Here is a 25,382-nt window from a genome sequence, read left to right as displayed (position 1 = left end):
GTCTCAGGTCCTCTCATGAAAGTCGGTCTCATCGGATTCAATCAATGCGGGCGAAGCTCGCTGTATCGCGCGTCGGCGCGCGGTCAAGCCAAGGGCGATGTGACCGCGGTGCCCGTGCCCGATGAGCGATTTGACAAAATCGTCGCTCAAGTCAAGCCGAAGAAGGTGACCCCCGCCACGGTCGTGCTTCACGACGATTTGGACTCGATCCAAGGCGGTCCCGGCAAGATGTTCACCCAGCGTTTTCTCGATGGCGCGCGCAAGGCCGAGGTGCTCCTGCACGTGGTTCGTGCATTTGAGAGCAACACCTCTCCCTATCATGCGGAGGTGAATCCGGCCCGCGATCAAGCGCTGGTCGATGAGGAGTTGTTACTGGCGGATCTGCAGATCGTCGAGACCCGTTTGGAGAAGTTGGCGAAGAGCATGAATGTGCGCCAAGCCGGCCATCCGGAGTACCTCGAAAAGCAGTTTTTGGAGCGGGTGAAGCCGTCTCTTGAGGAAGGCAAGCCACTGCGCGCTCTGGAGCTCGATGAGGGCGATATGGTCGTTGTACGCAACTACCAGTTCCTTAGCGCGAAAGAGATGGTAGTTGCCTTCAACGTCGGGGAGGACGAAGCCGCCGCGCCAGGAGAATCCGTCCAAAAGCGTATGCAGGAACTGGCGGCGATGGGTACCCAGAGCTTCGCAGTTTGCGCGACCCTAGAAGAAGAGATCGCGATGCTTGATGCAGCCGACCAACCCGAGTTCCTCGCAAGCATTGGCATCTCAGAACCAGCCAGTTCCAAAGTCGTTAAGGCGCTCTACGATGCCCTCGGTTTGATCACCTTCTTCACCGCTGGCGAGTCCGAAACGCGTGCATGGCCTCTGCGCCGGGGATCGACTGCACTGAAGGCTGCAAGCACCATCCACACGGATATCGCCAAGGGGTTCATCCGCTCCGAGACGGTCAGCTACGATCACTACTGCGAGTTCGGGAGCCTGGATGCTGCGTACAGCGCGGGCAAGATGCGGCTCGAAGGGAAAGAGTACGTGGTCCAGGACGGCGATCTGCTCCACATTCGCAACAAGAGCTAGGCGAAAAAAATCCCAGCGGGAAGGAGAGGACAAAACCCGCTGGGGATGCTTGTTGCTTTTGCTTTCGTCTGAGCTGCTTCTGCCGAGTAGCCACAGATCGTTTGGTCGCACCTTGATGGCACAACTCTTAATCGTTAACTCGGGCAAAACCAGCAATATCTTTAGTGGTTTTGTGGGTCATAAATAAAATCACCTAGCGGGAAGGAGAGGTCGAAGCCCGCTAGGTAAGAGAATTCAGTGTTTGCGGTTAATGCTGTTTGCGATACTCGAACCTCTATCGGGTTCCTTTTATCCGCTTCACACTCCCCGTTCAGCATTGTTTGCTAAACGCACTTCTATATCGTCGAAACGATTCGAGAATGTGACGCCTCCCCGAAAAAAGTCTGGGCAGACTACGCGGACTTGCGCTTGCGTGAACTCAGCAGCCTGGTTTTGTCCCGATACTTGTTGACAGTACGGCGGGCGATGGTGACCCCTTCCGCCTCAAGCATCTGGGCAATTCGCGCATCGCTCAGCGGGCTGTTGGGGTTCTCGTATTGCAAGATCTCCTCGATCATCTTGCTCGCCTTCAGGCTGGAGTCGAAGAAGATGTCGAACGAAACGATTTCTCCGGTTGCGATCTGAACGCATTTCTCCATCGTCGCGCGAGAAATCGTGCTTTCGTGGACCCCGATCTCGCGGGCCAGCTTGAGCCGTGTGAGGTCGTTTAGGAACTTGAACTGTCCAGTCTGGATGAATCCACCCTGTGTCCGGATGAGATGATCGGCAATCTTGAGCAGGGTCTGCGCGCGCTGCTCCAGCGCCGAGATGAAGACTTCTGCCCGTTGGACGAACGCCTTCACGTGGGCGTACTCTGCCTTCTGGATCTTGTGTTTGCCCTTGAGCGCGGCCATCTGCTCGGAGTAGGCGCGCGAGACCCTCAGGTCCGCGGCGCGGATACCCCGGACGGTGATCTCCCATCCGGACGGCGTGTGGTCAAAGACGATCTCCGCTTGAGCGCGAGAGGGCTTCGAGCCGGACCCCGTGTACTCGTACTCGTCGCCGGGATAGGGGGTCAAGCTTGACACAAGTTCAAAGGCTGCTTCGGCGAGCTGCGGCGTCACTGAGAATTGGCGCGCAACCGCTTTGGCGTTCCGGTGGACGATGTAGTCCATATTGTTTTTCAGTAGCGACCGGGCGATCTTGGCTTCAAGAGAATCGTCCCCACGGAGCTGCAAGTACAGACACTCGGCAACGTTGCGCGCGCCAACTCCGGCTGGCTCACACGCTTGAAGTCGCTGAAGTGCTGCCTCTGCCTCTTCGAGCGAGACGTTCGTCTGCAATGCAATCTCTTCTAGCGGGACGCCCAGGTAGCCACGCTCATTGACTGCGCCGATCAAGATTTCGTAAAGCTCGACTTCGGCAGGCGGTGCATCAGCCAAGAGCTGGCCGGCCAGCACGTCCTGGAGGCTATCGCGGCTAGAGGCGAAGTCGAGCCAGTCGAGCGTGTCGTCGCCGTCGGGCCGGCTTCGGTAGTTCTCGTAGTCGTGAGAGATGTCGGCATCCCGATTCAGTTTCGCGAGGATTTCCTCTTGCGAGACCGGCTCCTCGCTCTCGGAAATGCGCTCCAAGGCGGGGTTCTCTGCAAGCTCTGTCTCGATCGCGCTCTCAAGCTCTAGCGAGCCGAGCTGCATGAGCTGGCTGCCCACCAAGATTCGGGGGTCGAGCTTTGTGTTGAGCCCAGTTCGTACATCCTGTCGAAACGAGTATCCCTTTGCCATTCGATCACCGCAAGCCCCGTGGCTTATGTCCCAATTCTTGGCGGGGTCCTGTGAATCAGGACCGGGCGATATACGGGAGTTTTGCGCCGGTTACGCGGCCGCTGAGCGTAGTTCCTGCGCATGAGTGACGCGATTTCGACCGTTCTCCTTCGAGGCGTAGAGCGCATCGTCCGCTAACTTGACGAACGATTCGACGGTATCCAGGTCCGGCGAGAACGTCGCCACGCCGAAGCTTGACGTCACCTGCCTATAGGTCCACTCCTGGTCTTGGATCGCGAGTCGCAGTTGATTCGCATACTCGACGGCGTCGCTCGCTTCCATACCCGGGATCGCGGCGATGAACTCTTCGCCTCCGTACCGCGCGACCATGGCCCCAGGGGTCTGGTCTACAATGGCGCGCATGGTCGACGAAACCTTGCGGAGCACTTCGTCTCCCACAAGGTGGCCGAACTCATCGTTAAACGATTTGAACTTGTCGACGTCGGTGAGCAGGATCGAAAGCGGTGTGCCCTTCTTGGCGGCATTCTCCATTGCGGTGGTGAGGAACGCCTTGAAGGTCCGGACATTGAACAGTCCGGTGAGGCCGTCGGTCTTTGCGAGCAGGTCGAGCTTGTCGCTCAGAATCTTTAGTTCCGCATTCGTCTGACGCTGGACGGCGAGTTGGGTCCGGATCTGCTTGGTGAGCTGTCGCTCCTTCGTGAGGTCCACAAAGGTGATGGCCGATCCAACGATCGCCCCCATAGGCGATCGAATCGGGAACGTGTTGATGATCAGGCTCTTTAGCTCACCGCCGATCAGTTCGACCTGCCACGGGTAGTCGAGGATCATCTCCCCTTCGCCCGCCCGTGAGGCTAACTGAAGCGCCTTGCGACGGTGCTTGCTGGGCACGACCGAGTCGTAGAATGGCTGCATCCAGACGCTTCCGGAGGTGACTCCGAGCAGCCGCTCGGCGCGCTGATTGATTTCCATCACGATACCGGTGGGGTCAATGGTCAGACACGCGACCGGAAGGTTCTTGAACAGCTCGCTCACGCGGCGGTTCGCCATTTCGAGTACGTTGGCGAGTTGTCGGTTCTCTTCGCTCTTCTGGCGGAGTTCGGTCTGAGTACGCAGGATGCGCGCTGCCACCTTCAGGCGAGCTTGCAGCTCCTCTGAATCGAGCGGCTTGTTGATAAGGTCGTCCACTCCGGCTTCGATGGCATTGAGCCGCTCTTCACGGTGGCCCTTGGCGGTGACCATGATGAAGTAGGCGTAGTCCAAGCCTTCTGTGTACCGAAGCTCACGGCAGAGCTCAAGTCCATCCATCACGGGCATCATCCAGTCGGAGATGACCACGTCAAATCGAGACTCTTTGAAGAGCTCGAGTGCCTCCGCTCCATTCTTGGCGGTGGTCACGTGGTGCCCTTCGCGCTCGATCATGCGACCAAGGAGCAAACGTGTGGCGCTATCGTCGTCGGCGACCAGGATGTTCATAAGCGGGTTACGCTGCGTTGGATACTTCTTGCTGAGTTTCGTTCCAAGTGGCTTCTAGGTTGCGGCGAAGCGATCGGATCGCATCCCAATCCTCATCTCGTGCGGCCATTTCCACGGCACGGGCACCTTCGGCCAGCGCATAGGCTCCAACCGTCTGGCTCGTACCCTTCAAATCGTGGGCACGGCTTTGTACCCCCAGGAGGTCTTCGTGATCAATGGCCGTCTGCAGCTCGGTCAAGAGCTCCGGCACGGTGTGCGCGTACTCGGTCAGCACTTGAGTGACAAACTCGGTGTCGCCATCGGCGACTTCGAGCAGTCGGGTCAGATCAAGAAATTTGGTTTCCATGGGTAGGGTCCAACAAATTTGCTACTGAAAGTATCGGCCCTCCCCAAGAAAAACTACAGGGCTCCGAGGAACCCTGTAGCCTTCGCAACACCAAGTTGTACTTTACACGTCGCCTTCGAGCTCGTACGCGCCCGAGAGGATCAAATAGTCGAACAAATCGACCGCATCGTCGCCGTTCAGATCGGCGCGGGCATCGAATTGCGAGTCACCCAAGCCAGTCTCGTACGAGTCCGACATGATCAGATAGTCGAACAAGTCTACAAAATTGTCGCCGTTTGAATCGCCGTTGATGAGGCTGAAGTTCTGTGCGTTCAAGGTTGTGCCGTTGACGACGAGCGCGGTGCGGCGTGCCCGCAACCAGGTGCGTCCCTTGGCGGTCAGATCGTAGGTGCCGGTAAGCGGCGTGCTGATCGAGTACTGCCCGCTGGCGTTCAACGTAGTATTGATCGTTGCGACGACGGCGTTGCTACCATCGCGTAGCTCAAGCGTCACGGGTTCCCCGTTCAACCGGGCACCGGGCCAGCCCTGCAGGTCGATGGTGCCATTGATAGTGGTAGCGGCAGGAACGAGGGTGCCCATCCTTGCCGTCGCGACGTAGCTGTTCCAAGTACCCACATCCGCCGCGCCGCGGTCGGTCAGGCGAATCGTCCATGTTCCTGCGGGGTTCTCGCCCCAGAAGGCATTGGAACTGAACGTCCAGTTCATGTTCACGCCATTGTCGCTGCCTGCTTGGAGGAACAGTCGACTCGTCGTCCCGCTGGGCGAGGTCACGAACGCTTCCAGATCTCCGCGCCATGTGTGCGTGACGTTTAGCGTGACCAGCAGCTCTTCCATCGGTGCACCGCTGGCAAGCGTGAAGGTACGCGAGATTCCGGTGGCGTTGTTGTCCGGAACGGCTGCGGCCACGTTGACGGTACCGGTAGTTTGAGTCGTGAGGGTGGTGGCGGATGTGTAGAGCGCCGCCTGGTTCAGGAGCGACCCGACATCAATCATCCCCCAGCCGTAGTTCTGGTTGAATTTGAATCCGGCCGCATTGGTTTTCCAGCCGCCGTCGCTCGCTGATGTGCTGTCCGTCGGGTCGACCTGCTTCGAGCTGCGGGCGATCAGATGCTTTGCGTACCGCACGTCCGCAGCAGGGCGTCGCTCGACCAGCAAGACCATTGCTCCCGTCACGAGGGGAGCGGCCGCGGAGGTGTAGCCCATGCGGGACGTGTAGTCCGCGTTCGGGAAACTGTCTGCTGCGCCATTGAAGCCGAGTCCTTCACCGGTTCGGTCCGTCGTGAGGACGAGCAGGCCGGGCGTGACGGCGAGAAATTCGCAGCTTGGAGCCACGCAGGTAAGGCTCGCGCCATAGCTTGAGCTTGGCAGGAATGTGCCGTCGCTGCCGATCGCGCCGACAACGAGAGTCTCCGGAATGTTTCGTTCCGCGTACTTGTTGACGTCCTCGGCGATGCTGCCACGGGCATTGCCTGCCGACCGGACGTGGATTGTTCCAGCGGCGGCGGAATCGCGGATGGCCTGCGTGGTCCCTGCGGCGCTCGCGAAGATGGCTGCGGGACCGTAGCTGTGGTTCTTGACGCGAATCGCGTTGTCGCCAACGATGCTTCGGTAGCGGGTCGCGTCGGCATCCATGGTGTCAAAGGTCCCCGAATAGAAATCGAGTCGCAGCCCGGCGATGGTGCTCTTGGGAGCGACACCGACCACACCGACGGTGTTGCCGCGTGCGGCGACGATGCCTGCAACCGCGGTGCCGTGGTTGTCATCGTTGTAGCTGGGGCTCGGGTTACTGCTGCCGTTCTGGAAATTCTTGCCGTTTGTGAGCGAGATGCCGGCCGTGAGGTCCGGATGGGTGACAAGCACGCCATCATCCACGATCCCAACGGTGATCCCAAGTCCCGTAAAGTCGTTGTTCCAAGCGGGAATCACGTTAATGTCGCGGCCCGCAGTGAAGGTGTTGTTCAGAGTCCATTGCCCTGGCCACGGGGAAGACGGATTGTTGGGGAAATAGTACGGATCGACCGGTACGAAGGCGTCCTTGACGACCGTGCGCGTGGTTTCTTGGAAGACCTGCAAAGCTCCCATCGAGCGCAGGGAACTGAGTGCTCGAGTCGCACTGGCGGCGGAATCAAACGTGAGGACTGCCCAGTGGGCATCGCTGCTCATCGGCTCGTACGCGAGAGCTTTGGCCTTGCGAGCGACCGATGCAAGCGCCCTTGGGTCGGCAAGCTTGACTTGAACTCGCGAACTCGGACCGCCAGCCCAATCCGCCCACTTGGGATCCGGCAACCGCTTCTCGCGCCGGATGGCTTCCGCCTGGAAATCCGAGACCGGATTTGCCCAAGCTGGTGTAAGTGCGCTGAGACCGACAACGATCAGGGCGCATGTTCTCCAACAACCGCGTGCAGACATACGGTTCAAGTGTACGCTGGATTCGTGCCAATCCTCCGTCAATCTTTGCGGGGTCTTACCGGGTTTTTGACTTCGGCAACGGCTTGGTGTGCGTGTGAGCGGCCTTGGCGAGGTCTAACGTCACCTGACGCGAGCCAACACGGGCAGTGAGAACGGGTGCCGTCGCGGCTTTGGAGATCGACCAACGTGTTCCGTCCATCTTGACGGCGATGGGCTTTCCGCCAGCGCGAGCAGTGAGCTTCGTGCCGGGAGAGACTTCGCCTGACCAGCCGGATCGGCTCGACTTGACCCACGCCACAAAGGGCTCACGCAAGATCCAGGCTCGGTGCAAGGCGACTTGAGCATCGAGTGCCCGGGTATCGAGCTGTACCGCCCCCGGGCCGTCGGCCATCTCGCGGGTGACCTTGCGCAGCTCCGAGTCGCTGAGGTGGCGGCCGAACTCTGTGCCGTAATTCTCGCCGTTAGTGCCGTGGCATCGGGCGCAGCTTTCTTCAAAGGTCTGCATCGGACCGCGCTCAAGCGGCACGACCGCTAGGCGTACGGGAGCCGCGGGGACAAGCGCCGCCACCGCGACGATCAGCGCGCTGGCAGCCGTTCCAAGCGATAGATGGCGTTGGTGTAATCGCATGAGAAGAGGATGGAGCCCCCTGGCTCTTCGACGCAATCGACCGGACGCGCCAAGACTTCTCCGTTCGGTCCGAGCGTCTTGACCATGGCCAGAGAGCCGTAAGGCTTTCCAGTCACGCGGTCGAATAGAACCCGTTCGATGCGGTAGCCGACCTTGACCACGCTGTTCCATGACCCATGGGCTGCGCAGAACGCGTCCCCCTGCACATCGTCGCCCAATGCCCGACTCGTCGCGAAACAGAATCCATTCATCGCCCAGTGTGCGCCGAAGTTCCACTCGGGGACGACCGTCTTCCGAGCGAGTTCGATGAAGTCCGGTCGATCCTTAAACTCCAATCGCGGGATACCATTTCCAAGCACGAAGGGATGTCCGTAAAATTGACCTTCCTTGTAATGATTGAATTCATCGGGAGGAACACGATCTGTGAAGGGTTGATCTGTGCCCGTCTTCTCGCCCAGTGTCTTTCCCCAGTTGTCACTGCCATGGTCCATGCCCCAGACCTCTTGCGTCCCCGGGCGGATTCGAAGCTTCTCGGTGTTGCGCGTGCCAGACGACCACAGTTGCCGTTCGGTCGAACCATGGGGGAAGAACCACAGCTTCTGACGCATCGATTCGTATTCGTCGTTGATGTTTCCTCCGTCGCCAATGCCCGTGAAGATCCCCTTCTCAGTCACCAGCACGGGGCGCCACCAATGTCCGCCGCCGCGTGCACCCAGTTGATCTGTATTCAGAAGAAGCTCCGTCGTATCAGCGACGCCGTCTCCGTTCGTATCTTGCGATCGGTAGATCTCACCGGTTGTGGAGAAGTAGAGCCAGCCGTCATAGAAGCTCATGCCGTGGGCGGAGGGCTTGTTCTTGATGAATGTCCCCGAAACCTTATATTGATCACCGTTGCGTCGCAGCGTAAGGATGTCGCCGCGATTGGGACGACTCATGTACAGGTCGCCATTGGGCCCGAACTCCATAAATCTTGCGTTGCTCAGATCGGAGGCGACGCGCGTAACCTTGAACCCCGGACGCACCCAGAAGGCGGGGGTGTCGGCCCCAACGGCACCCGCCGCTGCCGTCACCGGCTGGCCCTCCCCGCTGCGGGAGCACGCAATCATGCCCAGGACCGTCAGCGCGGTTAGCGCCACTCCCCAACGCGAGCTTAGTGGTCTCATCTCTTTCATTATCTTACGCGGATTGAGGCGAAGGTAACCTGCCCACCATGCCCGAAAAGCGCCTCATTCTCATCGACGGGTTTAGCTTGCTCTACCGTGCCTTTTACGGCAACAAGTTCATGAGCACGACCGACGGTCGGCCAACCAATGCGCTTTATGGGTTCTGCGCCATGATCTTCCGAATGATCGAGACCGAGAAGCCGGCCGGGGTGCTCGTTGCTCTCGATGCCCCTGGCAAGACTTTTCGTCACGCGGAGTACGCGGAATACAAGGGAACGCGTCGGGAGATGCCAGAAGAGATGCGCGTCCAGTTGCCGGTCGCGCGGGAACTGATCAAGGCACTGGGTATCCCCCAAATCGAACTGACGGGTTGGGAGGCTGACGATATTGTAGGGACCCTTAGCCTCCAGGCGGAGCAACACGGTTACAAAACCACTATCGTCACGGGTGATCTGGACTCGTTGCAGCTCGTTGACGAGCAAGTCAGCGTCGTCACGCCCAAGGTCGGAGTCACCGAAGTCGTGATGTATGATCCCGCCGCAGTCCGCGAACGGTACGGATTCGAGCCCGATCAACTCCGAGATTACAAGGCGCTCGCCGGAGACACCAGCGACAACATCCCGGGAGTGCCCGGGATCGGCGACAAATCGGCCAAACTCCTCATCGACAAATTCGGCACGGTCGAGGAGATGCTCGACCGATTGGAGGAGGTCCCGGACAAGTTCCGGACCAAGATCGAGACTGCGGTCGAAGCAATCCCGAAGTGGAAAGACCTCTGCACGATTCGCCGCGATGCTCCCATCGAGTGGGATTTTGCCCAGTTCCAAGTGAGCCCTAGCCAGTACGAAGCGGCGCGAAAGATGCTGGAGTCGTTGGAATTCCGTAACTTCGTGAAGCGGCTTCCGCTCGTGTTCGCACCCTACCTGGAGGGGGCTGAGCATGCCGCATCCGTGGTAGAAACCGTGGTCGAGAGAGTCGAAGTGCAGTCGCAGCGCGATTTGCGGTCCGGCGAGGACCTCCGAAAGTGGATTGATGGCAAGCCGTTCGCCGTGGTCGCAGCCGGGCCCGACCAGGCAGGCATGTTCGATGACGGCGCGCGAACGCTCATCTTTGCGCGCGACGGCGATGTGGTTCGCTTGGACACCCAGGCGGCGGATCCCGTAGTTGCCGAGCACTTAGCGCTCGCCCGCGCGCACGACGCCAAATCCATGCTCGCACGATTGCAAGCGGCGAAGCTCAGTGAGTTGCAGCCCGTCCGATTCGACGCGATGCTGGCGGGGTACGTGCTGCAATCGGGCCGCGCGCAATACGCCATGCGCGATCTCATCCAGGGCTACCTGGATGTCGAAGCCCCGGAGAGCGCGGAGGCTTGTGCGGTCGGTCTCGACCGGCTGGAGGCCGTGATGCGCAATCGGCTGGAGCGCGAGGGTCAAATGAAGATTCTCGACGAGATCGAGGGGCCGCTCGCCCCGGTACTCGCCGAAATGGAGCGACATGGGATCGCGGTCAGCCGGGATTTCCTCACCGACTTTTCCAAGTCGCTGGACGTTCAGATCCGGGCAACTGCGCAGAAGGTGTACGAGCTGGCCGGACAGGAATTCGTGATCGGTTCGCCCAAGCAGCTGGGGGAAATTCTCTTCGACAAGCTGGGTATCCCTGGGGCGAAGAAGACCAAGACGGGATACGCCACCGGCGCAGAGATTCTACAGACCCTTGAGGGGCAGTACCCCATCGCGACTCAGGTGCTCGCCTGGCGCGAACTCACCAAGCTCAAATCGACCTACGCCGATGCGCTCCCGAGGATGATTGGGCCTGACGGGCGGATCCACACAAGCTACAACCAGACCGTGGCCGCAACCGGGCGACTCAGTTCAAATGAGCCGAACCTGCAGAACATCCCGATACGAACCGAGCTAGGTCGGCAGATTCGCCGCGCATTTGTCGCCGCGCCGGGCACTCAGCTCGTCAGTCTGGATTACTCTCAGATCGAACTTCGTCTGCTCGCCCACCTGTGCAAAGACTCGGTGCTTGTCGAAGCGTTCTCCCAGCGAGTCGACGTACATACCGTGACCGCTGCACTTATGTTCCACGTTGACGAGGCCGATGTAACCAAGGAGCAGCGTCGCCTTGCAAAGATGTTGAACTACGCGGTGTTGTATGGCGTGACCGACTTCGGCCTGGCCAACCAGTTGGGTGGTGGGTTCAGCATCAGCGAGGCCAAGCAGCTGATCCAGCAGTACAACGAACGGTTCCCGACGGTCAAGGCGTTTACGGAGTCGGTGGTCGAGGATGCTCGCGCGAAGGGATTCACGACGACGATGCTGGGTCGCCGCCGGTACTTCCCGGACATCCACGCCGCCAATCGCAACGAGCGGACGTACGCCGAGAGGCAGGCGATCAACGCTCCGATCCAGGGTGCCGCTGCCGACATGATCAAGGTCGCGATGCTGAATGTGCGCCGGAACCTGGGTGTCTGCGGCATCAAAATGCTGCTCCAGGTGCACGACGAACTGGTCTTCGAGATGACTCCAAATGAGATGGCTGCCGTCGGCCAGATCCGGAGCGAGATGGAGAATGCCATGCCGCTGGATGTGCCGACCGAGGTCGATGCCAAGGCGGGCGCGAACTGGAGCGACATGGCCCTGGTCCCTCGCTGACCCTGCCGCAGGTATCCTCTTAGCTAATGTTCAAGAGGCTGATGCAGCGTGTGGACCGGATGCTCGGTCGCGGTGTCATCGACGATGAACTGTATGAAGACCTCGAAGAGGCACTGCTTGAAGCCGACACCCACGTCCAGACCACGAGCGAAATCTTGGACCAACTGCGACGGCTGGTGCGCGACGAGAAGATCACCGATCCCGGCGACATGAAGGTCCGCCTCCGTGCAGCCATCGCGGAGCGGTTTGATCAGGGCGCGTCTACTTCCTTGATCTACGCATCGCCTGGTCCGACTGTCTACTTATTCGTCGGTGTGAACGGTGTTGGGAAGACGACCAGTATCGGCAAGCTCGCAGCGCGGCTGCGCAGGCAAGGAAAGACGGTCCTCATGGCCGCAGGCGACACCTTTCGCGCCGCCGCCATTGAGCAGTTGGAGATATGGGCGGAGCGGACGGGCGCGGAGATCGTGAGAACTCAGCCCGGGGCGGACGCCGCCGCCGTCATTTTTGATGCCATCCATGCGGCGAAGGCCCGCGGAATCGATTACGTCCTCGCTGACACCGCTGGGCGGCAGCATAGCAAGGGGAGTCTGATGGAAGAGCTCGGCAAGGTCACGCGAGTGCTCGAGAAGGGGCTGGGGCGGACCGCCGACGAAGTGCTGCTCGTGCTCGATGCGAACACGGGTCAGAACGCCATTCGCCAGGCCGAGGAGTTCACCAAATCGGCGGGCGTTACAGGTTTCATCCTTACGAAACTAGACGGAACCGCTCGGGGCGGCGCGCTGATCGGCATCTACGAGCGGTTCAAAGTCCCCGTCAAGCTCATCGGGGTCGGCGAAAAGGCCGAGGATCTGCGCGATTTTGACCGGGAATGGTTCGCGCAGAACCTCTTTGACGAGAGCTGACGCTTTCTACTTTGTCTTTTTTAGCAACGCTCGCACCGCGGCTTCAAGCTGAACATCGCGGCCTTCAAGTGCAGCATTTGGATCCCAAAGGACATTGATGTCCGCTCGGCGGCCATTGCGCTCCAGGTTCTCGCCATCAATCGTGTAGGCACCCCACGCGGGCATGCGGATGCTACCGCCGTCCCACAGTTCGGCAGCGGAAGTCCCGATGACGCCGCCACCCGTTCTCTCGCCGACCACCGGTCCGATCTTCAGACGGCGGAAGCCCTCGGCGAAGATCTCCGCATTGCTGAAGCTGTACTGGTTGATCATGAGCGCGGACGGGAGTTCCAGGCTATCGCCACGGTAGATGTTCTCGCTCATCTTCAGTTCGGGCGCATCGCGACGAGTTCGGACCAGCCACGGGGTCTTGATCAGGATGCCCAGCGCCTGCTGAGCGGTGCTGCCGCCGCCGTTGTACCGAACGTCGATGATCAGTCCCTCCTTCCCCTGCGTTTGGGTTCGGATTTCGCGCAAGAAGTTGTCTTGCACGGGCTGGCTCATGCTCGCATAGTAGACGTAGCCGAGCTTTCCGTTACTTAGCTTATCTACCAGTAGGCGATTATTTCGTACCCACTGGGCTTGCGCTAGTGGGGTCGCAGCACCAAACACGGTGGGTTTGATGAGCAGGGTCAGGGGCGCGCCATCGCGGACGATGTCGAGTGTCACCCGCTTGTTCGCCTGGCCATTGAGGATCTTGGCGATGGGGTTCGTCGGGGCCGGGCTCTGGCCGTTGACCTTCACGATACGATCCCCCGGCATCAGCGTCGATTGCGGGTGCGCGGCCGGAGACAGGGGTAGCACCGATGCGACGATGTACTCGCCGCGTGCATCCAGCGCGTTCCAATCCCACTCCACGCCGAGCAAGCCAGTTTGGTCGCTCTCGCCGCGGACCGTCTCGTCGGGTGCGGTCGCGCCCAGGTGCGAGCTGTCGAGCTCCTCCATCATCTCGCCCATCAGCGCATAGAAGTCGGTTCGGCTCGTCGTGAACGGTACGACCTTGGCGTACTTCGCCTTGATGCCGGGCCAGTTACGGTTGTTCATCGCTGGGTTGTAGTAGAACCGGTCCATCATGAACCAGATCTCGTCGAACAGAGCCAGTTCCTCTTCCCGCTGATCGACCCGAAGGTCCGCTCGGAAGTTGATGGGTACCGGTGGTGCGCCGGGTCCCGCGGCAAGCAGGCGCCCGCCGGAGACGAAGAGTAGCCGACCCGACTTGTCAAAGGTGGGGTTGCCGACCGTAGGTGGCATGGCCGGGTTGGGGACGGCCTGTCCGGTCGCGAGCGAGATGTTCGTCCAGGCCCCACCCGCAGAGACCCAGATCGATTTGCTGTCGGGGCTAGCGATGGCGCTGGCCGCGCCCTGCGTGGTCAGCCTTCGCAACCTCTCCAGGATCCCGTTCATGTCGATCTTGACCGTGACGGCGGGCTTCTCCTTTGGCTCTTCCTTCTTCGGCTCCTCCAGTGAGAGCAGGTCCTCTTCCGTAAACTTCAGGTCCTCCTGGACCAAGTCCACCACGTAGAGATCAAGGTTCTCGTACTCGTTCGCCGTGAAGAAAATGCTTCGGCCGTTCGGGAGGAATTTGGGAGGCGTCATACTCCGCGCAAGTTGCGCCACGATCCTCGAGGCTCCGGTCGCCACGTCGATCAAGTGCGCGTTAGTGCCAAGCCGATCTGTCTCCAGCCCGATCGCGATGTACTTCGAGTCGGGCGACCAACTAAACGAGTCGTTCCCCATCATTGCGCCAGCGAATCGCCCTTTGGTCAGCTCACGCCGCTTGTTGCGCGGGTCGGCGGCTTCGGTCACCATGAGCTGCCGATCGCCGCGGAAGTAAGCGACCATCTTGCCGTCGGGTGAGAGTTGTGCGTTGCCGACGTCGGTCGTATCGGCGATCCAAACCTTCTCGACGCCTTGAGTCGTCACCGTCCAAAGCTCACGCTTACCCGTTCGACCGGTGTTGAAGAGGATCGTGTTGTTGTCGAGCCAGACCGGGAGCTCGTCTTTGGCAGCGGACTGAGTGAGTCGCCGAGTAGTGCCGCCGGTGCTCGGGATCAGCCACAGGTCGCCGCGGACCTCGATGACGGTGCGTTTGCCGTCCGGCGAAACCGCGTAGTTCGAGACTCCTGCTTGGAGCTGCAACGTCGTCTCGGGGGTTGCGCGCGCATCGGCGGGGGCATCGAGCGCGATCTTGGTGGTCGTCTGCTTGGCGACGTCATAGCGCCAAAACTCGGAATCGAACTCGAATGCCACCACCTTGCCATCCGCGCTGACGCTCAGTCGGCGCATGGCTCCCTCAGTGAATTGGGTGAGCTGAGTTGGCTTGGTGCCGTCGCCGTTCATGCGCCACAGATTTGGCCAGCCGCTCCGGTTCGAGATGAAGTAGATCTTTCCGTCGGGGGCGTAGTTTGGATACAGGTCTTGCCACTCGTTGTTCGTGATCTTCCGCATGTTCCGCACCGGCACGGCGTTGTCACCGACCCAGATCTCCGCGGTGTTACTACCACTCTGGAGCGGGTTGCGCCAGCCGCCGCCACTGCTCCCCGAGCAAAACGCGATCGACTTACCGTCCGGCGAGATAGTGGGGAAGAACTCGACCTCGTAGGTGGCTCCCGTCAGGCGGATCATGTCGCCGCCCTGCAGCGAGACGCGGAAGAGGTCACTACGCCCAAACGCGCTCGTGTAGCCATAGGCGAACTTCCCGTCGGGCGAGATGTTGATCAGCTGCTCCGCCGAGCTCTCAAAGTTGAGCCGGCGCAGATCGCCACCCGACGCGTTCATCGAGAACAGGTCGGAGTTGCCGTAGCGCGTGCTGGTGAAAACGATGCGGGATCCGTCGGGGGTCCATCGTGGCTGGGTGTCCTCGGCGGGATGGACGGTCAAGCGCACGGCGTTGCCACCCTCGGAAGACGCTTTCCAAATGTCTCCCTGATAGCTGAATGCGACCATGGAGCCGTCGGGCGACAAGGCAGGGAAGGTGACTCGCTTGATCGGCTCGGCCTGAGCGCTAACGACCGCGGCGGTTGTCAGCGACAACAGGAGAGTTCGGCTAAGAAATTTCATTGGTTATCTATACCGGATGCGGCGAGGGTCCATTAGCGCGAATTTGCACAATTTCAGCGCACGAGTCTGGCAAACGCCAAACCCCCGGGGTTCCGAAGAACGAACGGGGGTTTTGGAGCGGGTGTCCGCCGGGGACTAGCCGCCCGAGGCTTTGCTTGCGACCGCGACATCAATCGGGACGCCGGGGCCCATGGTGCTGCTCAGAGTCACGCTCTGAATGTACTTGCCCTTGGCCGAGCTTGGCTTCGCCTTGATTACCGCGCCCAGAGCCGCGTGGAAGTTCTCGATGAGCTTCGCGTCGTCGAAGTTGACCTTGCCGATCGGTACGTGGATGACTCCACCCTTGTCCGCGCGGTATTCGACGCGCGTCGCGCCCTTGATCTCGCGAACGGCGGCGGCGACGGTCGAAGTCACGGTGCCGTTGCGCTTGTTCGGAGTCTTGGGGCCGAGAGCCTTCGAGATCTTGCCGATCTGGGGGGCCATCTCTTCGTGAGCGAGCAGGACATCGAAGTCCTTGAAACCGTTGGCGATCTTGGTGATCAGCTCTTCTGCGCCGACGGTGTCTGCGCCTGCCTCTTCAGCCTCTTTTGCGGCGTCACCCTTGGCGAGGACGGCCACGCGCTTGATCTTGCCAATGCCATGGGGGAGCGAAGTCGTTCCGCGAACGTTTTGATCACCCTTCTTGGTGTCGATGCCGAGCTTGATCGAGATGTCGACTGACTCGACGAACTTCGTGTTGGCGGTGGCCTTCACGAGGGTGACGGCGGCTGCCGGGTCCAGGAACTGGTCCTTGTCGACCTGCTTGGCGAGGGCAGCATAGCGCTGCGAAGTGGGGTTCTTTCGTTTTACTTTAGGCAATGAATTCCTCCGTGGTGCGAGCGACCCGAAAAAACGGGTCTCCCACAAGATGTCCCGTTATACCAGAAACCCACCCGCTCAGCCAACCTGGTATCCTAGAAACTGTAGCGCGCGGGTGCCACGGTGAGTGGTCCGGGCGCGATTTTTTGGAGGAAGTTCAATGAAGAAAACCTTTGCTGTTTTAGGATCAGGAATGCAAGGCACCGCGGCGGCCTACGACTTATCCATGTTCGCAGACGCTGAGCGAATCTTGATGGGTGACGTGTCTTTTGACCAAGCGAAGAAGGCTTGCGACCGAGTCAACTCGCTCACCGGGAAGGAACTCTGCCACCCGCACAAGGTTGATGCGATGGACCCCGCGAGCCTGGGTGGATTCCTCCACGATGCCGACGTTTTGCTCAGCTGCGTGCCTTACTGGATGCACCCGAAGGTCGCCAAGGTCGCGATCGCCAATAAGACGCACATGGTTGACCTCGGCGGCAACACCGATATCACCCACGAGACGCTCGCCCTTGACGACGAAGCCAAAGTGGCTGGTATCACCTTGGTCCCGGATACAGGACTCGCGCCCGGGCTGGTGAACTCGCTCGGACTGTGGATCATCGAGCAAATGGACGAGGCAGAGTGGGTCAAGCTGTACTGCGGCGTTCTCCCCCAGAACCCGGTCCCGCCACTCAACTACAAGCTGACGTTCAACGTTGAAGGGCTACTCACTGAGTACGACTTCCAAGCCGTGACCCTGCGAAACGGTCAGATCCACATGGTGGATACGCTCAGCGAACTCGAGACCCTCGAGATCGCCGAGTTGGGAACCATGGAGGCGTTCGTTACCTCGGGCGGCACGAGCACCGCTCCCTACACCCTCAAGGGCCGCATCCCGAACTACGAGTACAAGACCATCCGCTATCCCGGCCACTGCGCCTACATGAAGATGTTCAAGGACTCGGGCATGTGGGACTTCGAGCCGGTGATGGTCGATGGCGAGCCGGTGAAGCCGCGAAACGTCTGGTACAAGGTGTTCGGCGAGTTTCTCGCGAAGTTTGTGGACTTGGATCTGTGCGCTATCCGCGCGGTTGGCGAAGGCAAGAAGGGCGGCCAGAAGGTTCGACACCAGATTGACATCCTCGATCGGCAGTGCGAAAAGACCGGCTTTACCTCCATGGAGCGCCTGACCGGGTTCAGCATGTCGATCTACGCCATCGAGATCGCCCGCGGAAACGTCTCGCCGGGCGGTGTGCGGTACGAACAAGCGGTGACCGGCACGCGGTTCGTTGAAGAACTACAAAAGCGCGGCATTCCGCTCCGATTCTCGAACTAATCGGGACGGCAAAACAAAGAAGCGGGGCCTCTTTTGGAGGGGCCCCGCTTCTCGTTTGAGTGAGGTCGCTTAGGCGTAGTAAACGCCGTCCAGCGCGCTCCACATGGCACTGCACACGACGGCGCATGCGCCTCGAGCTCGCAGGTACTCCTCGTCCGAGAGCTTCTGCACGTGGTTGCGGAGATCGGCGATCTCGTTCACATCGGCGGCGTGGACGGTGAAGTACTCCTTCTCGGTGTCCGTGAACTTGTAGTGCTCGTTCAGGCCGTCGAGTTTGCTCTGCGACGTGAACGGCTGCTGGGCCTCAAAAGCGTACAGTGCGCCCACGGCTTCGGCATCGCCCACGAACAGCTTGCTGGCGGCGGTGACGAGAACGTCGGTCTGGGGTCGATTACTCGACTTGGGGTTGCCAAGCGCTTGCTTGAACTGTCCCCACAGCACCACGTGCTCGCGCTCTTCTTGAGCGTATTTACCGTAGCCAATGGTCTCCCAACCCTGGTCGATGGTGGCGACGAACTTACCGTACTCGGCGGCGTAGTCGGCCAGCTTTTCTTGCGGCAGTTCGCCTGCGCGCCAAGCCTGGTAGAACGGGTGGTTGTTGAGGTTGTACTGGGCCACGATGGCGTCCAATTCAGCAATCCGATCGGTCATGGTCATCATGATCCGGGATTGTACTCGAACCCCGGGGTAGCTTCGGGTACCTTTCCCACATGACTAGCCTCGCACTCGCCGCTGTCCTCCTCGCTCAGCCCTCGTCGGCCAAGGGTCCTCAGATCGTCATGACGATGAAGGGAAACAAGCAGATCGTCATTCAGACGAACCAGGGAGAATCGCCCAAGACGGTTGAGCACATCGTCGCCCTCGTCAAGAAGAAGTTTTACGATGGCATACGATTCCACCGGGTCGAGGATTGGGTTGTGCAGTGGGGCGATCCAGGAACCAAGAAAGCGCTCGATGGTCCCGAGATTGGCAACGGTGGATCGGGCAAGCAGATGAAGTTCGAAGGCAGCAAGTTCGACTTCAAGCGGGGCGCGGTCGGGATCGCCAGCACTGGTTCGAAGGTCGGAGGCGACTCGCAGATTTTCATTCTCACCAAGGACTCGGTGCGATTGAACGGGATGTACGCCGTCCTGGGCTGGGTGACCAAGGGCATGGACGTTGTCGACAAGTTGAAGCGCGGAGACACGATTGTCTCCATGCGCGTCGTGATAAAGCCAGCCCCCAGCAAGCGGCCGATGAAGCCTGCGATGAAGTCGGCCTCGGGCCGATGAGCTTCGCGGAGCCGCTTTCGACTATTTGGAAACTGCGTTACGGCGCAGAAGCACCGGAGTCGGTGCATGGATTGGAATCGTTCATGCGCCACCGGTCCGTGCGGAAGTTTTCAGACCAAGCGGTGCCCGAGTCGATGATCCAGGCGCTGGTCGCGGCGGCGCAGAGCGCATCAACGAGCAGCAACCTACAGCTCTGGTCGATTGTGAGCGTGCAAGAGCCCGAGCGTCGGCAGGCGGTCGCGCAACTCTGCGCGAACCAGAAGCAGGTGCTGACCGCACCGTGGTTCCTGTGCTTCCTCGCCGACCACCATCGACTGAAGCATGCCGCCGCTGCAATGGGCGAGCCGTGCGACGGGATCGACTACATGGAGTTCCTGCTCATGGCTTGCATCGATGCCGGTTTGGCTTCGGAGCGTCTGGCTTGCGCGGCGGAGGCAGCTGGGCTGGGAGTTTGCTACATCGGCGCGTTGCGCAACCACCCGGGCCAGGTCGCCGAACTCTTGGAGCTGCCCGACGGCGTCTTCGGAGTGTTCGGAATGGCGATTGGCTTTCCCTCCGCCGAAGCGTCCCCACAGATCAAACCGCGGCTTGACCAAGGCGCGGTTTGGTTTCGCGAGAAGTACGATGCGGAACCGGATATCGCCCCCTATGACGCCCGCATGACCGAGTTCTACGCTGCGCAGGCCATGAGTACTGACGAAACGTGGTCCAAGAAGAGCGGCAAGCGCGCAGATGGGTACCACATGTCTGGTCGCGACATCCTGAAAGATTGGCTCGCCGAGCGCGGCATGGGCCGCCGCTAACTACGCATGAAGACCCCGATCACTCGAAGTTTGATTCTGAGCCTGTGCCTGCTCGTCGCTGGGTGTGGCGGAGGCGGCACCGGCGGGGGATCGACATCCGTGGATGTTGCCACGCTGGCCGTGCGCAGCCGCTACGACGAGCTCGCCGCCACCTTTGTAGACACTCCTCCCGGCAGCGGCCTCGATCCGCTGGCCACGGGGCGAATCATTAGCGACGAGAACGCAGGGATGATTGTCTTCGCGGAGGCCCGGCGGTACCAGTACACGGGCTCAGCCCAGGCCAAAGCCCGCCTCCTCGCCGCACTGGATTCGCTCGTGGCCCGGCAAGACCTGGACAACGACGGCCACCCCGCGTGGGGTCTGGGAGTAGCCTGGGACGCCTTCGGCGACAAAACGGTGAACTCGGCCGAGCACCCGTACACCGTCACGAACGCGATCGTCCTCGAAGGCGTGCTAAACGCGATCGCCAGCGGTGCGCTCGCTTACGATCAACTCCTGGCGGCGCGCAAACTGGTGGCCGACTGCGTTCGCTGGACCATTCAGAGCACGTACTTGTCTGCGGGCTATTTCGGTTACAGCATGTTCATCGGCGACATGGTTCCGGTGATCAATGTCACGGCGTACACCGCGGGCGTCGTCCTCCGCGCGCTGGATGAGCTGAAGGCGGAGTTCACCCCCGCCGAAATCGCCGATTACAAGTCCAAAGCGGCCGCGTGCATCGATTCAGTAGTGCGTGAGGTCGTGATGGTCGAAGGCGCGCCCCAATGGGACTACCACAGCGACCAAAGTCCGTTCTGGGCGAAGCTGAAGAACCAGCCGAACGACGTGTTCCATCACGCCTACATCATTTGGGGCCTGGAGATGGCGCGCATTCACGGCGGCGTCTCGGTCCCGTTCACCCGTGCCCAGTATCTGGCTTCGCTGCAGCAGTACTTCAGGGGGGATCGTCTGTACGGCTACCCCGAAAAGTGGCCGTTCCCACTTGGGTCTGACTTTGCCAAGCCCTCGCGCGTCTGGGGTCCCGGCTACTGCGCGGGAATCGCCGCGTTTCTGGGTGACGACGCCATGTCCGACCGGTTCGTGAATGAGTGCGTGGCGACCCATGCCGGTTGGCCGCAGCCGCAGACCTTCCCGACGTGGTTCGGAACGTCCGACCCGGTGTATTACGCGCGATTCGGGGCGAACATTCTGTGGGGATTCTCGCTCCGGGCGTACCGCAACTAGCCCGCCAGGTTCGGACAACCCGGTCCGGTACAATGAGGCGGCCCCCACCATGGACCAGACTCTCATCCGGAATTTCTGCATCATCGCGCACATCGATCACGGCAAGTCCACGCTTGCCGATCGGTTGATCGAGCGTTGTGGGGCGATCCGTGGTACCGCGCAGGAGCAGATGCTGGACAGCATGGACCTGGAGCGCGAACGGGGAATCACGATCAAGATGGCTGCGGTCCGGCTTAGCTACACCGCACTAGACGGCCGCACGTACCAACTCAACCTGATCGACACCCCGGGGCACGTCGATTTCACCTACGAAGTGAGTCGCGCGCTCGCCGCCTGCGAAGGAGCACTGCTCGTCGTCGATGCCAGCCAGGGTGTGGAGGCCCAGACGATCGCCAATGCGAGCATGGCGATGAACCAGAATCTTGCGATCGTCCCCGTCATCAACAAGATTGATCTTCCTCACGCCGACATCGAGCGGGCGCGCGAGGAGATCGAGAGCGCGGTCGCCATTGACGCGACCGATGCGATCACGTGTTCGGCAAAAGCAGGCATCGGCATCGACGAGCTCCTGGAAGCGATCGTCGAACGCGTCCCGCCTCCTGCGGGCGACTCGTCCGCGCCGCTCCAAGCCCTGATTTACGACAGCCACTTCGACAGTTACCAAGGCGCGATCTCGTACGTGCGGGTCAAGTCCGGCACCATGCGCAAGGACGACAAGATCCTGATGATGTCTACCGGTGGCAAGTTCGACGTCGATTCCACCGGACACTTTGGGCCGGGTCTGACGGTCAATGACGGGCTAACCTGCGGGGAAGTTGGCTTCATGACCGCCGCAATCAAGAGTATCGGTGATGCGACCGTCGGCGACACGATCACCAGCGCCGCCAGTCCCGCGACGGAAGCGCTGCCGGGCTACCGCAGGGCGCTCAGCATGGTCTTCTGCGGCCTCTATCCCACCGACGGCGATCAGTACAACGATCTTCGCGATGCGATCGAGAAGCTTCGTCTCAACGATGCTTCGCTCCAGTACGAACCGGAGACCTCTGCTGCGCTCGGCTTCGGGTTTCGGTGTGGTTTCTTGGGTCTCCTGCATATGGAGATCGCTCGTGAGCGCCTGGAGCGCGAGTTCGGACTGGACCTCATCCTTACTGCGCCGAGCGTGGACTACCGCGTCACTGACAAGAAGGGCGTCGAGATGCACATCAGCAATCCGACGGAGTTCCCGCAGCCACATGAGCTCGAGAAGATCGAAGAGCCTATTGTCGCCGCCACCATCATGGTCCCGAACGAGTACGTCGGCGCGGTCATGACGCTTTGCCAAGAGCGACGCGGCACCTACAAGCGAACCGAGTACCCGACGCCCCAGCGAGTCATCCTGTACTACACCCTGCCGCTTGGGGAGATACTGCTCGACTTTTTCGACAAGCTCAAGTCCAACACCCGCGGGTACGCCTCGTTCGACTACGACCTCGACGGCTACTCCTTGGCCGACCTCGTCAAGGTCGATATTCTGCTGAACGGCGACCCCGTAGATGCGCTCTGCTTCATCGTCCACCGCGAGTTTGCATACAATCGAGGCCGCGCGATGGCCGAGCAACTGCGAAAAGTTATTCCGCGCCAGCAGTACGAAGTTCGGATTCAGGCTGCAATCGGTGCGAAGGTCATCGCTGCCGAGAGCGTCAAGCCGTACCGTAAGGACGTCATCGCCAAATGCTACGGCGGAGACGTCACCCGCAAGCGGAAACTGCTGGAAAAGCAAAAGGAAGGCAAGAAACGAATGAAGCAGATGGGAAGCATCGAGCTTCCGCAAGAAGCGTTTCTCAGCGTGCTGAAGGTGGCCGATTGACCGCCTGAGTATGGTATAACCTATCCGCTCGTGGGGAGATGCCCGAGTGGCCAATGGGAACAGACTGTAAATCTGTCGGCGAGAGCCTTCGCAGGTTCGAATCCTGCTCTCCCCACCAAAAAGATCGCACCGCCTTCGTAGCTCAGAGGTAGAGCATTCCCTTGGTAAGGGAAAGGTCACGGGTTCAATTCCCGTCGAAGGCTCCATCCTCTTCGTGTCCATTCCGGCCGTATGCGCCTTCCGGTGCGTTCTCTTGCGCCACGGGGGCGATAACGCCAGATCAGGATTGGCATGGCGAGCTGAAGGATGAGCACAAGCACAATGCTTGCGGTGGCCACCGCAGAAGCAAACGAGAGCAACACATCGGCGCCACTGGAACTCACGAGTTTGCCTGCTGCTGCCAAGCCCAGAGCATTTCAATAATCTACTCTTCCAACGGCGTCAGACTCGTCTGCCATGCTCTCGGCCAATTGACCAACCGTCTCACCGAATGCAGACGCATAGGATGGTTGCAGCAACATAAAGTAACTGTTGGTATGGCGACGAATGTCTGGATCTCGGAGATTTCTTTTGCAAGAGTTGCCAGATACCGCATACCGAACGTGTGCGTCCCGCACCGGTGTCCGAGACTGATTACCGGGTCGTCTCTGTAGACGACCTGCGAGGCTGCTCGTCTTCGCCACAAGGCCTATGCAACCTGCGAGTTAGCGTAAGCTAGGAGCCATGCGGTTTGTGGCCCTCCTCTCCCTCTTCCTCCTCCAATCGGCTCAGGGCGCACCGTCCGACCAGTATCAGAAGTACGAGTACATGATCCCTATGCGTGATGGGGTGAAGCTCTACACATCGGTCTACGTGCCCAAGAACCACCCCGGCAAGCACCCGATCTTGATGGAGCGCACACCCTACAGTGCCGGTCCCTACGGCAAGGAGGTTTACCCGCGCAGCGTCGATGGTGCCTCGCAGTTCGGGAAGGACGGTTTCATTCTCGCGTTCCAGGACGTGCGCGGAAAGTACATGTCGGAAGGCCAGTTCGAAGACGTGCGGCCGATCTTGCAGGGGCAAGCGAGCGACAGTAAGAAGGCAGATGAGAGTACCGACGCCTACGATACGATCGAGTATCTGATTCACAACGTCCCCGACAACAACGGACGCGTGGGCATGCGAGGCGTCTCCTATCCAGGGTTCTATGCGGTGGCAGCCGGGATCCGGTCGCACCCAGCGCTCAAGGCGATCTCACCTCAGGCCCCAGTCAGCGACTGGTGGAAGGGTGACGACGACCACCGTAACGGCGCTCTCTTCCTGCTCGACTGTTTGGAGTTCAATGCCGGCGGGTTTGGGCTGCCACGCACGGGGCCCGGTCCGAGCGAGCCGGAAGGGATCCGCATCGACCGCAAAGATCCGTACGACTTCTACCTCGCGCTCGGGGCAAACCGCCGGATCAATGAAAAGCTGATCCACGGCAAGATCCGCTACTGGAACGACGTGATGGCGCACCCAAACTACGATGAGTTCTGGCAGGCGCGGAACCTTGGCGACAAGCTTCGCGGAATCCGGTGCGCCGTACTCACCGTAGGCGGTCTCTTTGACGCGGAGGACCTCTATGGCGCCTTCAACGTGTACCGAAACGCAGAACTCTTGAACCCAGGCATCGACTGCAAGCTGGTGATGGGGCCCTGGACTCATGGCGGATGGGGGTACGGAAACGGCCGGTACCTGGATGGCCTAGACTTCCAGCAGAACACGGGAGTCCAGTTCCGAAACGAGATCGAGGCACCGTTCTTCCGGCATTACTTGCTGGAGGATGGCCCCGGGATCACGCTGCCGGAGGTCCGCATGTTTCAGACCGGATCGAACCGGTGGATGAGCTGCGACCAGTGGCCCCCGAAGCCTACCCGTGAGGTGCGTTGGTACGTGTCACCCGGCCAAGCGCTGAGCCAGAAAGCACCCGCGGAATCCGGATTCGAATCGTACGTGTCTGACCCCAGCAATCCAGTCCCGTACACGCTCCCGATGACCCGATCACGCGGCACCCGATACATGACCGAAGACCAGCGACCGTTCCAAGCCCGCAAGGACCTGCTGACTCTCCGGAGTGCGCCGCTGGACGAAACCCTATCCACCGCTGGGCCCGTGGTCGCGGACATGTGGGTCAAGACGACCGGCACCGACATGGACCTGGTGGTCAAGGTCATCGACGAATCGCCGGACGGGACGATGCGCCTTGTGCGAGCAAACGTCATGCGCGGACGGTTCCGCGAAGATCCGAGTCGTCCGATCCCGTTCAAGCCCAACACTGCCACGCGGGTCCGCTTTGAGTTGCCAGGGATTTGCCACGCGTTCCTGGCGGGGCACCGAGTCACGATCACGGTGCAAAGCTCCTGGTTCCCGCTCATGGATCGTAACCCGCAGACGTTTGCGGACATCAACACCTGCGACGAATCGGCATTCAAGTCGTCTACGATCAGCCTCCTTTACGGTCCAAATCAGGCCTCAAACATCAAGTTACTTGCGTTGTCCACCAATTCTTCGAAATAGGAGTTAAACTCGG

General features: G+C 60.4%; 18 protein-coding genes and 2 tRNA genes. 11 read left to right on the top strand and 9 right to left on the bottom strand.

Annotated features, from left to right (window positions below; translation table 11 throughout):
• The first annotated feature begins 15 nt into the window (after positions 1-15).
• On the top strand, positions 16-1,074 hold the full coding sequence (gene ychF / locus JNM85_02165) for a redox-regulated ATPase YchF (protein ID MBL8086859.1): 1,059 nt from the start codon (positions 16-18) through the stop codon (positions 1,072-1,074).
• Positions 1,075-1,466: 392 nt separating this feature from the next.
• Here the strand turns inward: ychF and rpoN are convergent, their stop codons facing one another.
• From rpoN to JNM85_02135, 6 genes are all read right to left on the bottom strand, one after another.
• Complete coding sequence (gene rpoN / locus JNM85_02160) at positions 1,467-2,834, bottom strand: RNA polymerase factor sigma-54 (protein ID MBL8086858.1); 1,368 nt, start codon at positions 2,832-2,834, stop codon at positions 1,467-1,469.
• Between the two features lie 90 nt (positions 2,835-2,924).
• On the bottom strand, positions 2,925-4,307 hold the full coding sequence (locus tag JNM85_02155; GenBank protein MBL8086857.1) for a diguanylate cyclase: 1,383 nt from the start codon (positions 4,305-4,307) through the stop codon (positions 2,925-2,927).
• Positions 4,308-4,314: 7 nt separating this feature from the next.
• Positions 4,315-4,653, bottom strand: a complete 339-nt coding sequence (locus tag JNM85_02150; protein ID MBL8086856.1) for an Hpt domain-containing protein — start codon at positions 4,651-4,653, stop codon at positions 4,315-4,317.
• A gap of 102 nt (positions 4,654-4,755) precedes the next feature.
• Entirely contained in the window at positions 4,756-7,062 is a 2,307-nt protein-coding gene (locus tag JNM85_02145) for a S8 family serine peptidase (protein MBL8086855.1), read from the bottom strand.
• Positions 7,063-7,117: 55 nt separating this feature from the next.
• Positions 7,118-7,690, bottom strand: a complete 573-nt coding sequence (locus JNM85_02140; protein ID MBL8086854.1) for a hypothetical protein — start codon at positions 7,688-7,690, stop codon at positions 7,118-7,120.
• On the bottom strand, positions 7,639-8,853 hold the full coding sequence (locus JNM85_02135; GenBank protein ID MBL8086853.1) for a PQQ-dependent sugar dehydrogenase: 1,215 nt from the start codon (positions 8,851-8,853) through the stop codon (positions 7,639-7,641). The genes JNM85_02140 and JNM85_02135 overlap by 52 nt, the downstream gene beginning before the upstream one ends.
• Positions 8,854-8,900: 47 nt before the next feature.
• Between JNM85_02135 and polA the strand changes: the two genes are divergently transcribed.
• Both polA and ftsY read left to right on the top strand, forming a co-directional pair.
• A complete protein-coding gene (polA, locus tag JNM85_02130; GenBank protein ID MBL8086852.1) occupies positions 8,901-11,510 on the top strand; it encodes a DNA polymerase I in 2,610 nt (869 codons plus the stop codon).
• 26 nt (positions 11,511-11,536) lie between these two features.
• Positions 11,537-12,415, top strand: coding sequence for a signal recognition particle-docking protein FtsY (ftsY, locus tag JNM85_02125; GenBank protein ID MBL8086851.1), 879 nt, complete (start codon positions 11,537-11,539; stop codon positions 12,413-12,415).
• Positions 12,416-12,421: 6 nt separating this feature from the next.
• Here ftsY and JNM85_02120 read toward each other — a convergent pair whose 3' ends face one another.
• The gene (locus tag JNM85_02120) at positions 12,422-15,514 is read right to left on the bottom strand and encodes a PD40 domain-containing protein (GenBank protein ID MBL8086850.1); all 3,093 of its coding nucleotides are present in this window, start codon (positions 15,512-15,514) and stop codon (positions 12,422-12,424) included.
• A 135-nt stretch (positions 15,515-15,649) separates the two neighbouring features.
• Positions 15,650-16,372, bottom strand: coding sequence for a 50S ribosomal protein L1 (locus JNM85_02115; GenBank protein MBL8086849.1), 723 nt, complete (start codon positions 16,370-16,372; stop codon positions 15,650-15,652).
• A 160-nt stretch (positions 16,373-16,532) separates the two neighbouring features.
• On the opposite strand from JNM85_02115, the gene JNM85_02110 reads away from it, so the two are divergent.
• Positions 16,533-17,690, top strand: coding sequence for a saccharopine dehydrogenase NADP-binding domain-containing protein (locus JNM85_02110; protein ID MBL8086848.1), 1,158 nt, complete (start codon positions 16,533-16,535; stop codon positions 17,688-17,690).
• Between the two features lie 69 nt (positions 17,691-17,759).
• Here the strand turns inward: JNM85_02110 and JNM85_02105 are convergent, their stop codons facing one another.
• A complete protein-coding gene (locus JNM85_02105) occupies positions 17,760-18,341 on the bottom strand; it encodes an iron-containing redox enzyme family protein (GenBank protein ID MBL8086847.1) in 582 nt (193 codons plus the stop codon).
• Positions 18,342-18,400: 59 nt separating this feature from the next.
• Between JNM85_02105 and JNM85_02100 the strand changes: the two genes are divergently transcribed.
• The 7 genes from JNM85_02100 (at position 18,401) to JNM85_02070 (ending at position 25,369) form a co-directional block, all read left to right on the top strand.
• A complete protein-coding gene (locus JNM85_02100) occupies positions 18,401-18,961 on the top strand; it encodes a peptidylprolyl isomerase (GenBank protein ID MBL8086846.1) in 561 nt (186 codons plus the stop codon).
• On the top strand, positions 18,958-19,764 hold the full coding sequence (locus tag JNM85_02095; GenBank protein ID MBL8086845.1) for a nitroreductase family protein: 807 nt from the start codon (positions 18,958-18,960) through the stop codon (positions 19,762-19,764). Before JNM85_02100 ends, JNM85_02095 begins: the two co-directional genes overlap by 4 nt.
• A gap of 6 nt (positions 19,765-19,770) precedes the next feature.
• The gene (locus JNM85_02090; GenBank protein MBL8086844.1) at positions 19,771-20,988 is read left to right on the top strand and encodes a hypothetical protein; all 1,218 of its coding nucleotides are present in this window, start codon (positions 19,771-19,773) and stop codon (positions 20,986-20,988) included.
• Positions 20,989-21,037: 49 nt separating this feature from the next.
• Positions 21,038-22,834, top strand: coding sequence for an elongation factor 4 (gene lepA / locus JNM85_02085; protein ID MBL8086843.1), 1,797 nt, complete (start codon positions 21,038-21,040; stop codon positions 22,832-22,834).
• Positions 22,835-22,866: 32 nt separating this feature from the next.
• Positions 22,867-22,952: transfer RNA gene (locus tag JNM85_02080), tRNA-Tyr, on the top strand.
• A gap of 13 nt (positions 22,953-22,965) precedes the next feature.
• Positions 22,966-23,040: transfer RNA gene (locus JNM85_02075), tRNA-Thr, on the top strand.
• Positions 23,041-23,557: 517 nt separating this feature from the next.
• A complete protein-coding gene (locus JNM85_02070; protein MBL8086842.1) occupies positions 23,558-25,369 on the top strand; it encodes a CocE/NonD family hydrolase in 1,812 nt (603 codons plus the stop codon).
• Positions 25,370-25,382: the final 13 nt, after the last annotated feature.

The sequence above is a fragment of the Chthonomonas sp. genome (assembly GCA_016788115.1).
In the GTDB taxonomy this organism is placed as follows: domain Bacteria; phylum Armatimonadota; class Fimbriimonadia; order Fimbriimonadales; family Fimbriimonadaceae; genus UBA2391.
This window is presented reverse-complemented; position numbering and strand designations above follow the sequence as displayed.

Excerpts from the sequence above, each read along its gene's own strand:
- ychF (MBL8086859.1), top strand. The coding sequence starts at position 16 with ATGAAAGTCGGTCTCATCGGATTCAATCAATGCGGGCGAAGCTCGCTG.
- rpoN (MBL8086858.1), bottom strand. The coding sequence starts at position 2,834 with ATGGCAAAGGGATACTCGTTTCGACAGGATGTACGAACTGGGCTCAAC.
- JNM85_02155 (MBL8086857.1), bottom strand. The coding sequence starts at position 4,307 with ATGAACATCCTGGTCGCCGACGACGATAGCGCCACACGTTTGCTCCTT.
- JNM85_02150 (MBL8086856.1), bottom strand. The coding sequence starts at position 4,653 with ATGGAAACCAAATTTCTTGATCTGACCCGACTGCTCGAAGTCGCCGAT.
- JNM85_02145 (MBL8086855.1), bottom strand. The coding sequence starts at position 7,062 with ATGTCTGCACGCGGTTGTTGGAGAACATGCGCCCTGATCGTTGTCGGT.
- JNM85_02140 (MBL8086854.1), bottom strand. The coding sequence starts at position 7,690 with ATGCGATTACACCAACGCCATCTATCGCTTGGAACGGCTGCCAGCGCG.
- JNM85_02135 (MBL8086853.1), bottom strand. The coding sequence starts at position 8,853 with ATGAGACCACTAAGCTCGCGTTGGGGAGTGGCGCTAACCGCGCTGACG.
- polA (MBL8086852.1), top strand. The coding sequence starts at position 8,901 with ATGCCCGAAAAGCGCCTCATTCTCATCGACGGGTTTAGCTTGCTCTAC.
- ftsY (MBL8086851.1), top strand. The coding sequence starts at position 11,537 with ATGTTCAAGAGGCTGATGCAGCGTGTGGACCGGATGCTCGGTCGCGGT.
- JNM85_02120 (MBL8086850.1), bottom strand. The coding sequence starts at position 15,514 with ATGAAATTTCTTAGCCGAACTCTCCTGTTGTCGCTGACAACCGCCGCG.
- JNM85_02110 (MBL8086848.1), top strand. The coding sequence starts at position 16,533 with ATGAAGAAAACCTTTGCTGTTTTAGGATCAGGAATGCAAGGCACCGCG.
- JNM85_02105 (MBL8086847.1), bottom strand. The coding sequence starts at position 18,341 with ATGACCGATCGGATTGCTGAATTGGACGCCATCGTGGCCCAGTACAAC.
- JNM85_02100 (MBL8086846.1), top strand. The coding sequence starts at position 18,401 with ATGACTAGCCTCGCACTCGCCGCTGTCCTCCTCGCTCAGCCCTCGTCG.
- JNM85_02095 (MBL8086845.1), top strand. The coding sequence starts at position 18,958 with ATGAGCTTCGCGGAGCCGCTTTCGACTATTTGGAAACTGCGTTACGGC.
- JNM85_02090 (MBL8086844.1), top strand. The coding sequence starts at position 19,771 with ATGAAGACCCCGATCACTCGAAGTTTGATTCTGAGCCTGTGCCTGCTC.
- lepA (MBL8086843.1), top strand. The coding sequence starts at position 21,038 with ATGGACCAGACTCTCATCCGGAATTTCTGCATCATCGCGCACATCGAT.
- JNM85_02070 (MBL8086842.1), top strand. The coding sequence starts at position 23,558 with ATGCGGTTTGTGGCCCTCCTCTCCCTCTTCCTCCTCCAATCGGCTCAG.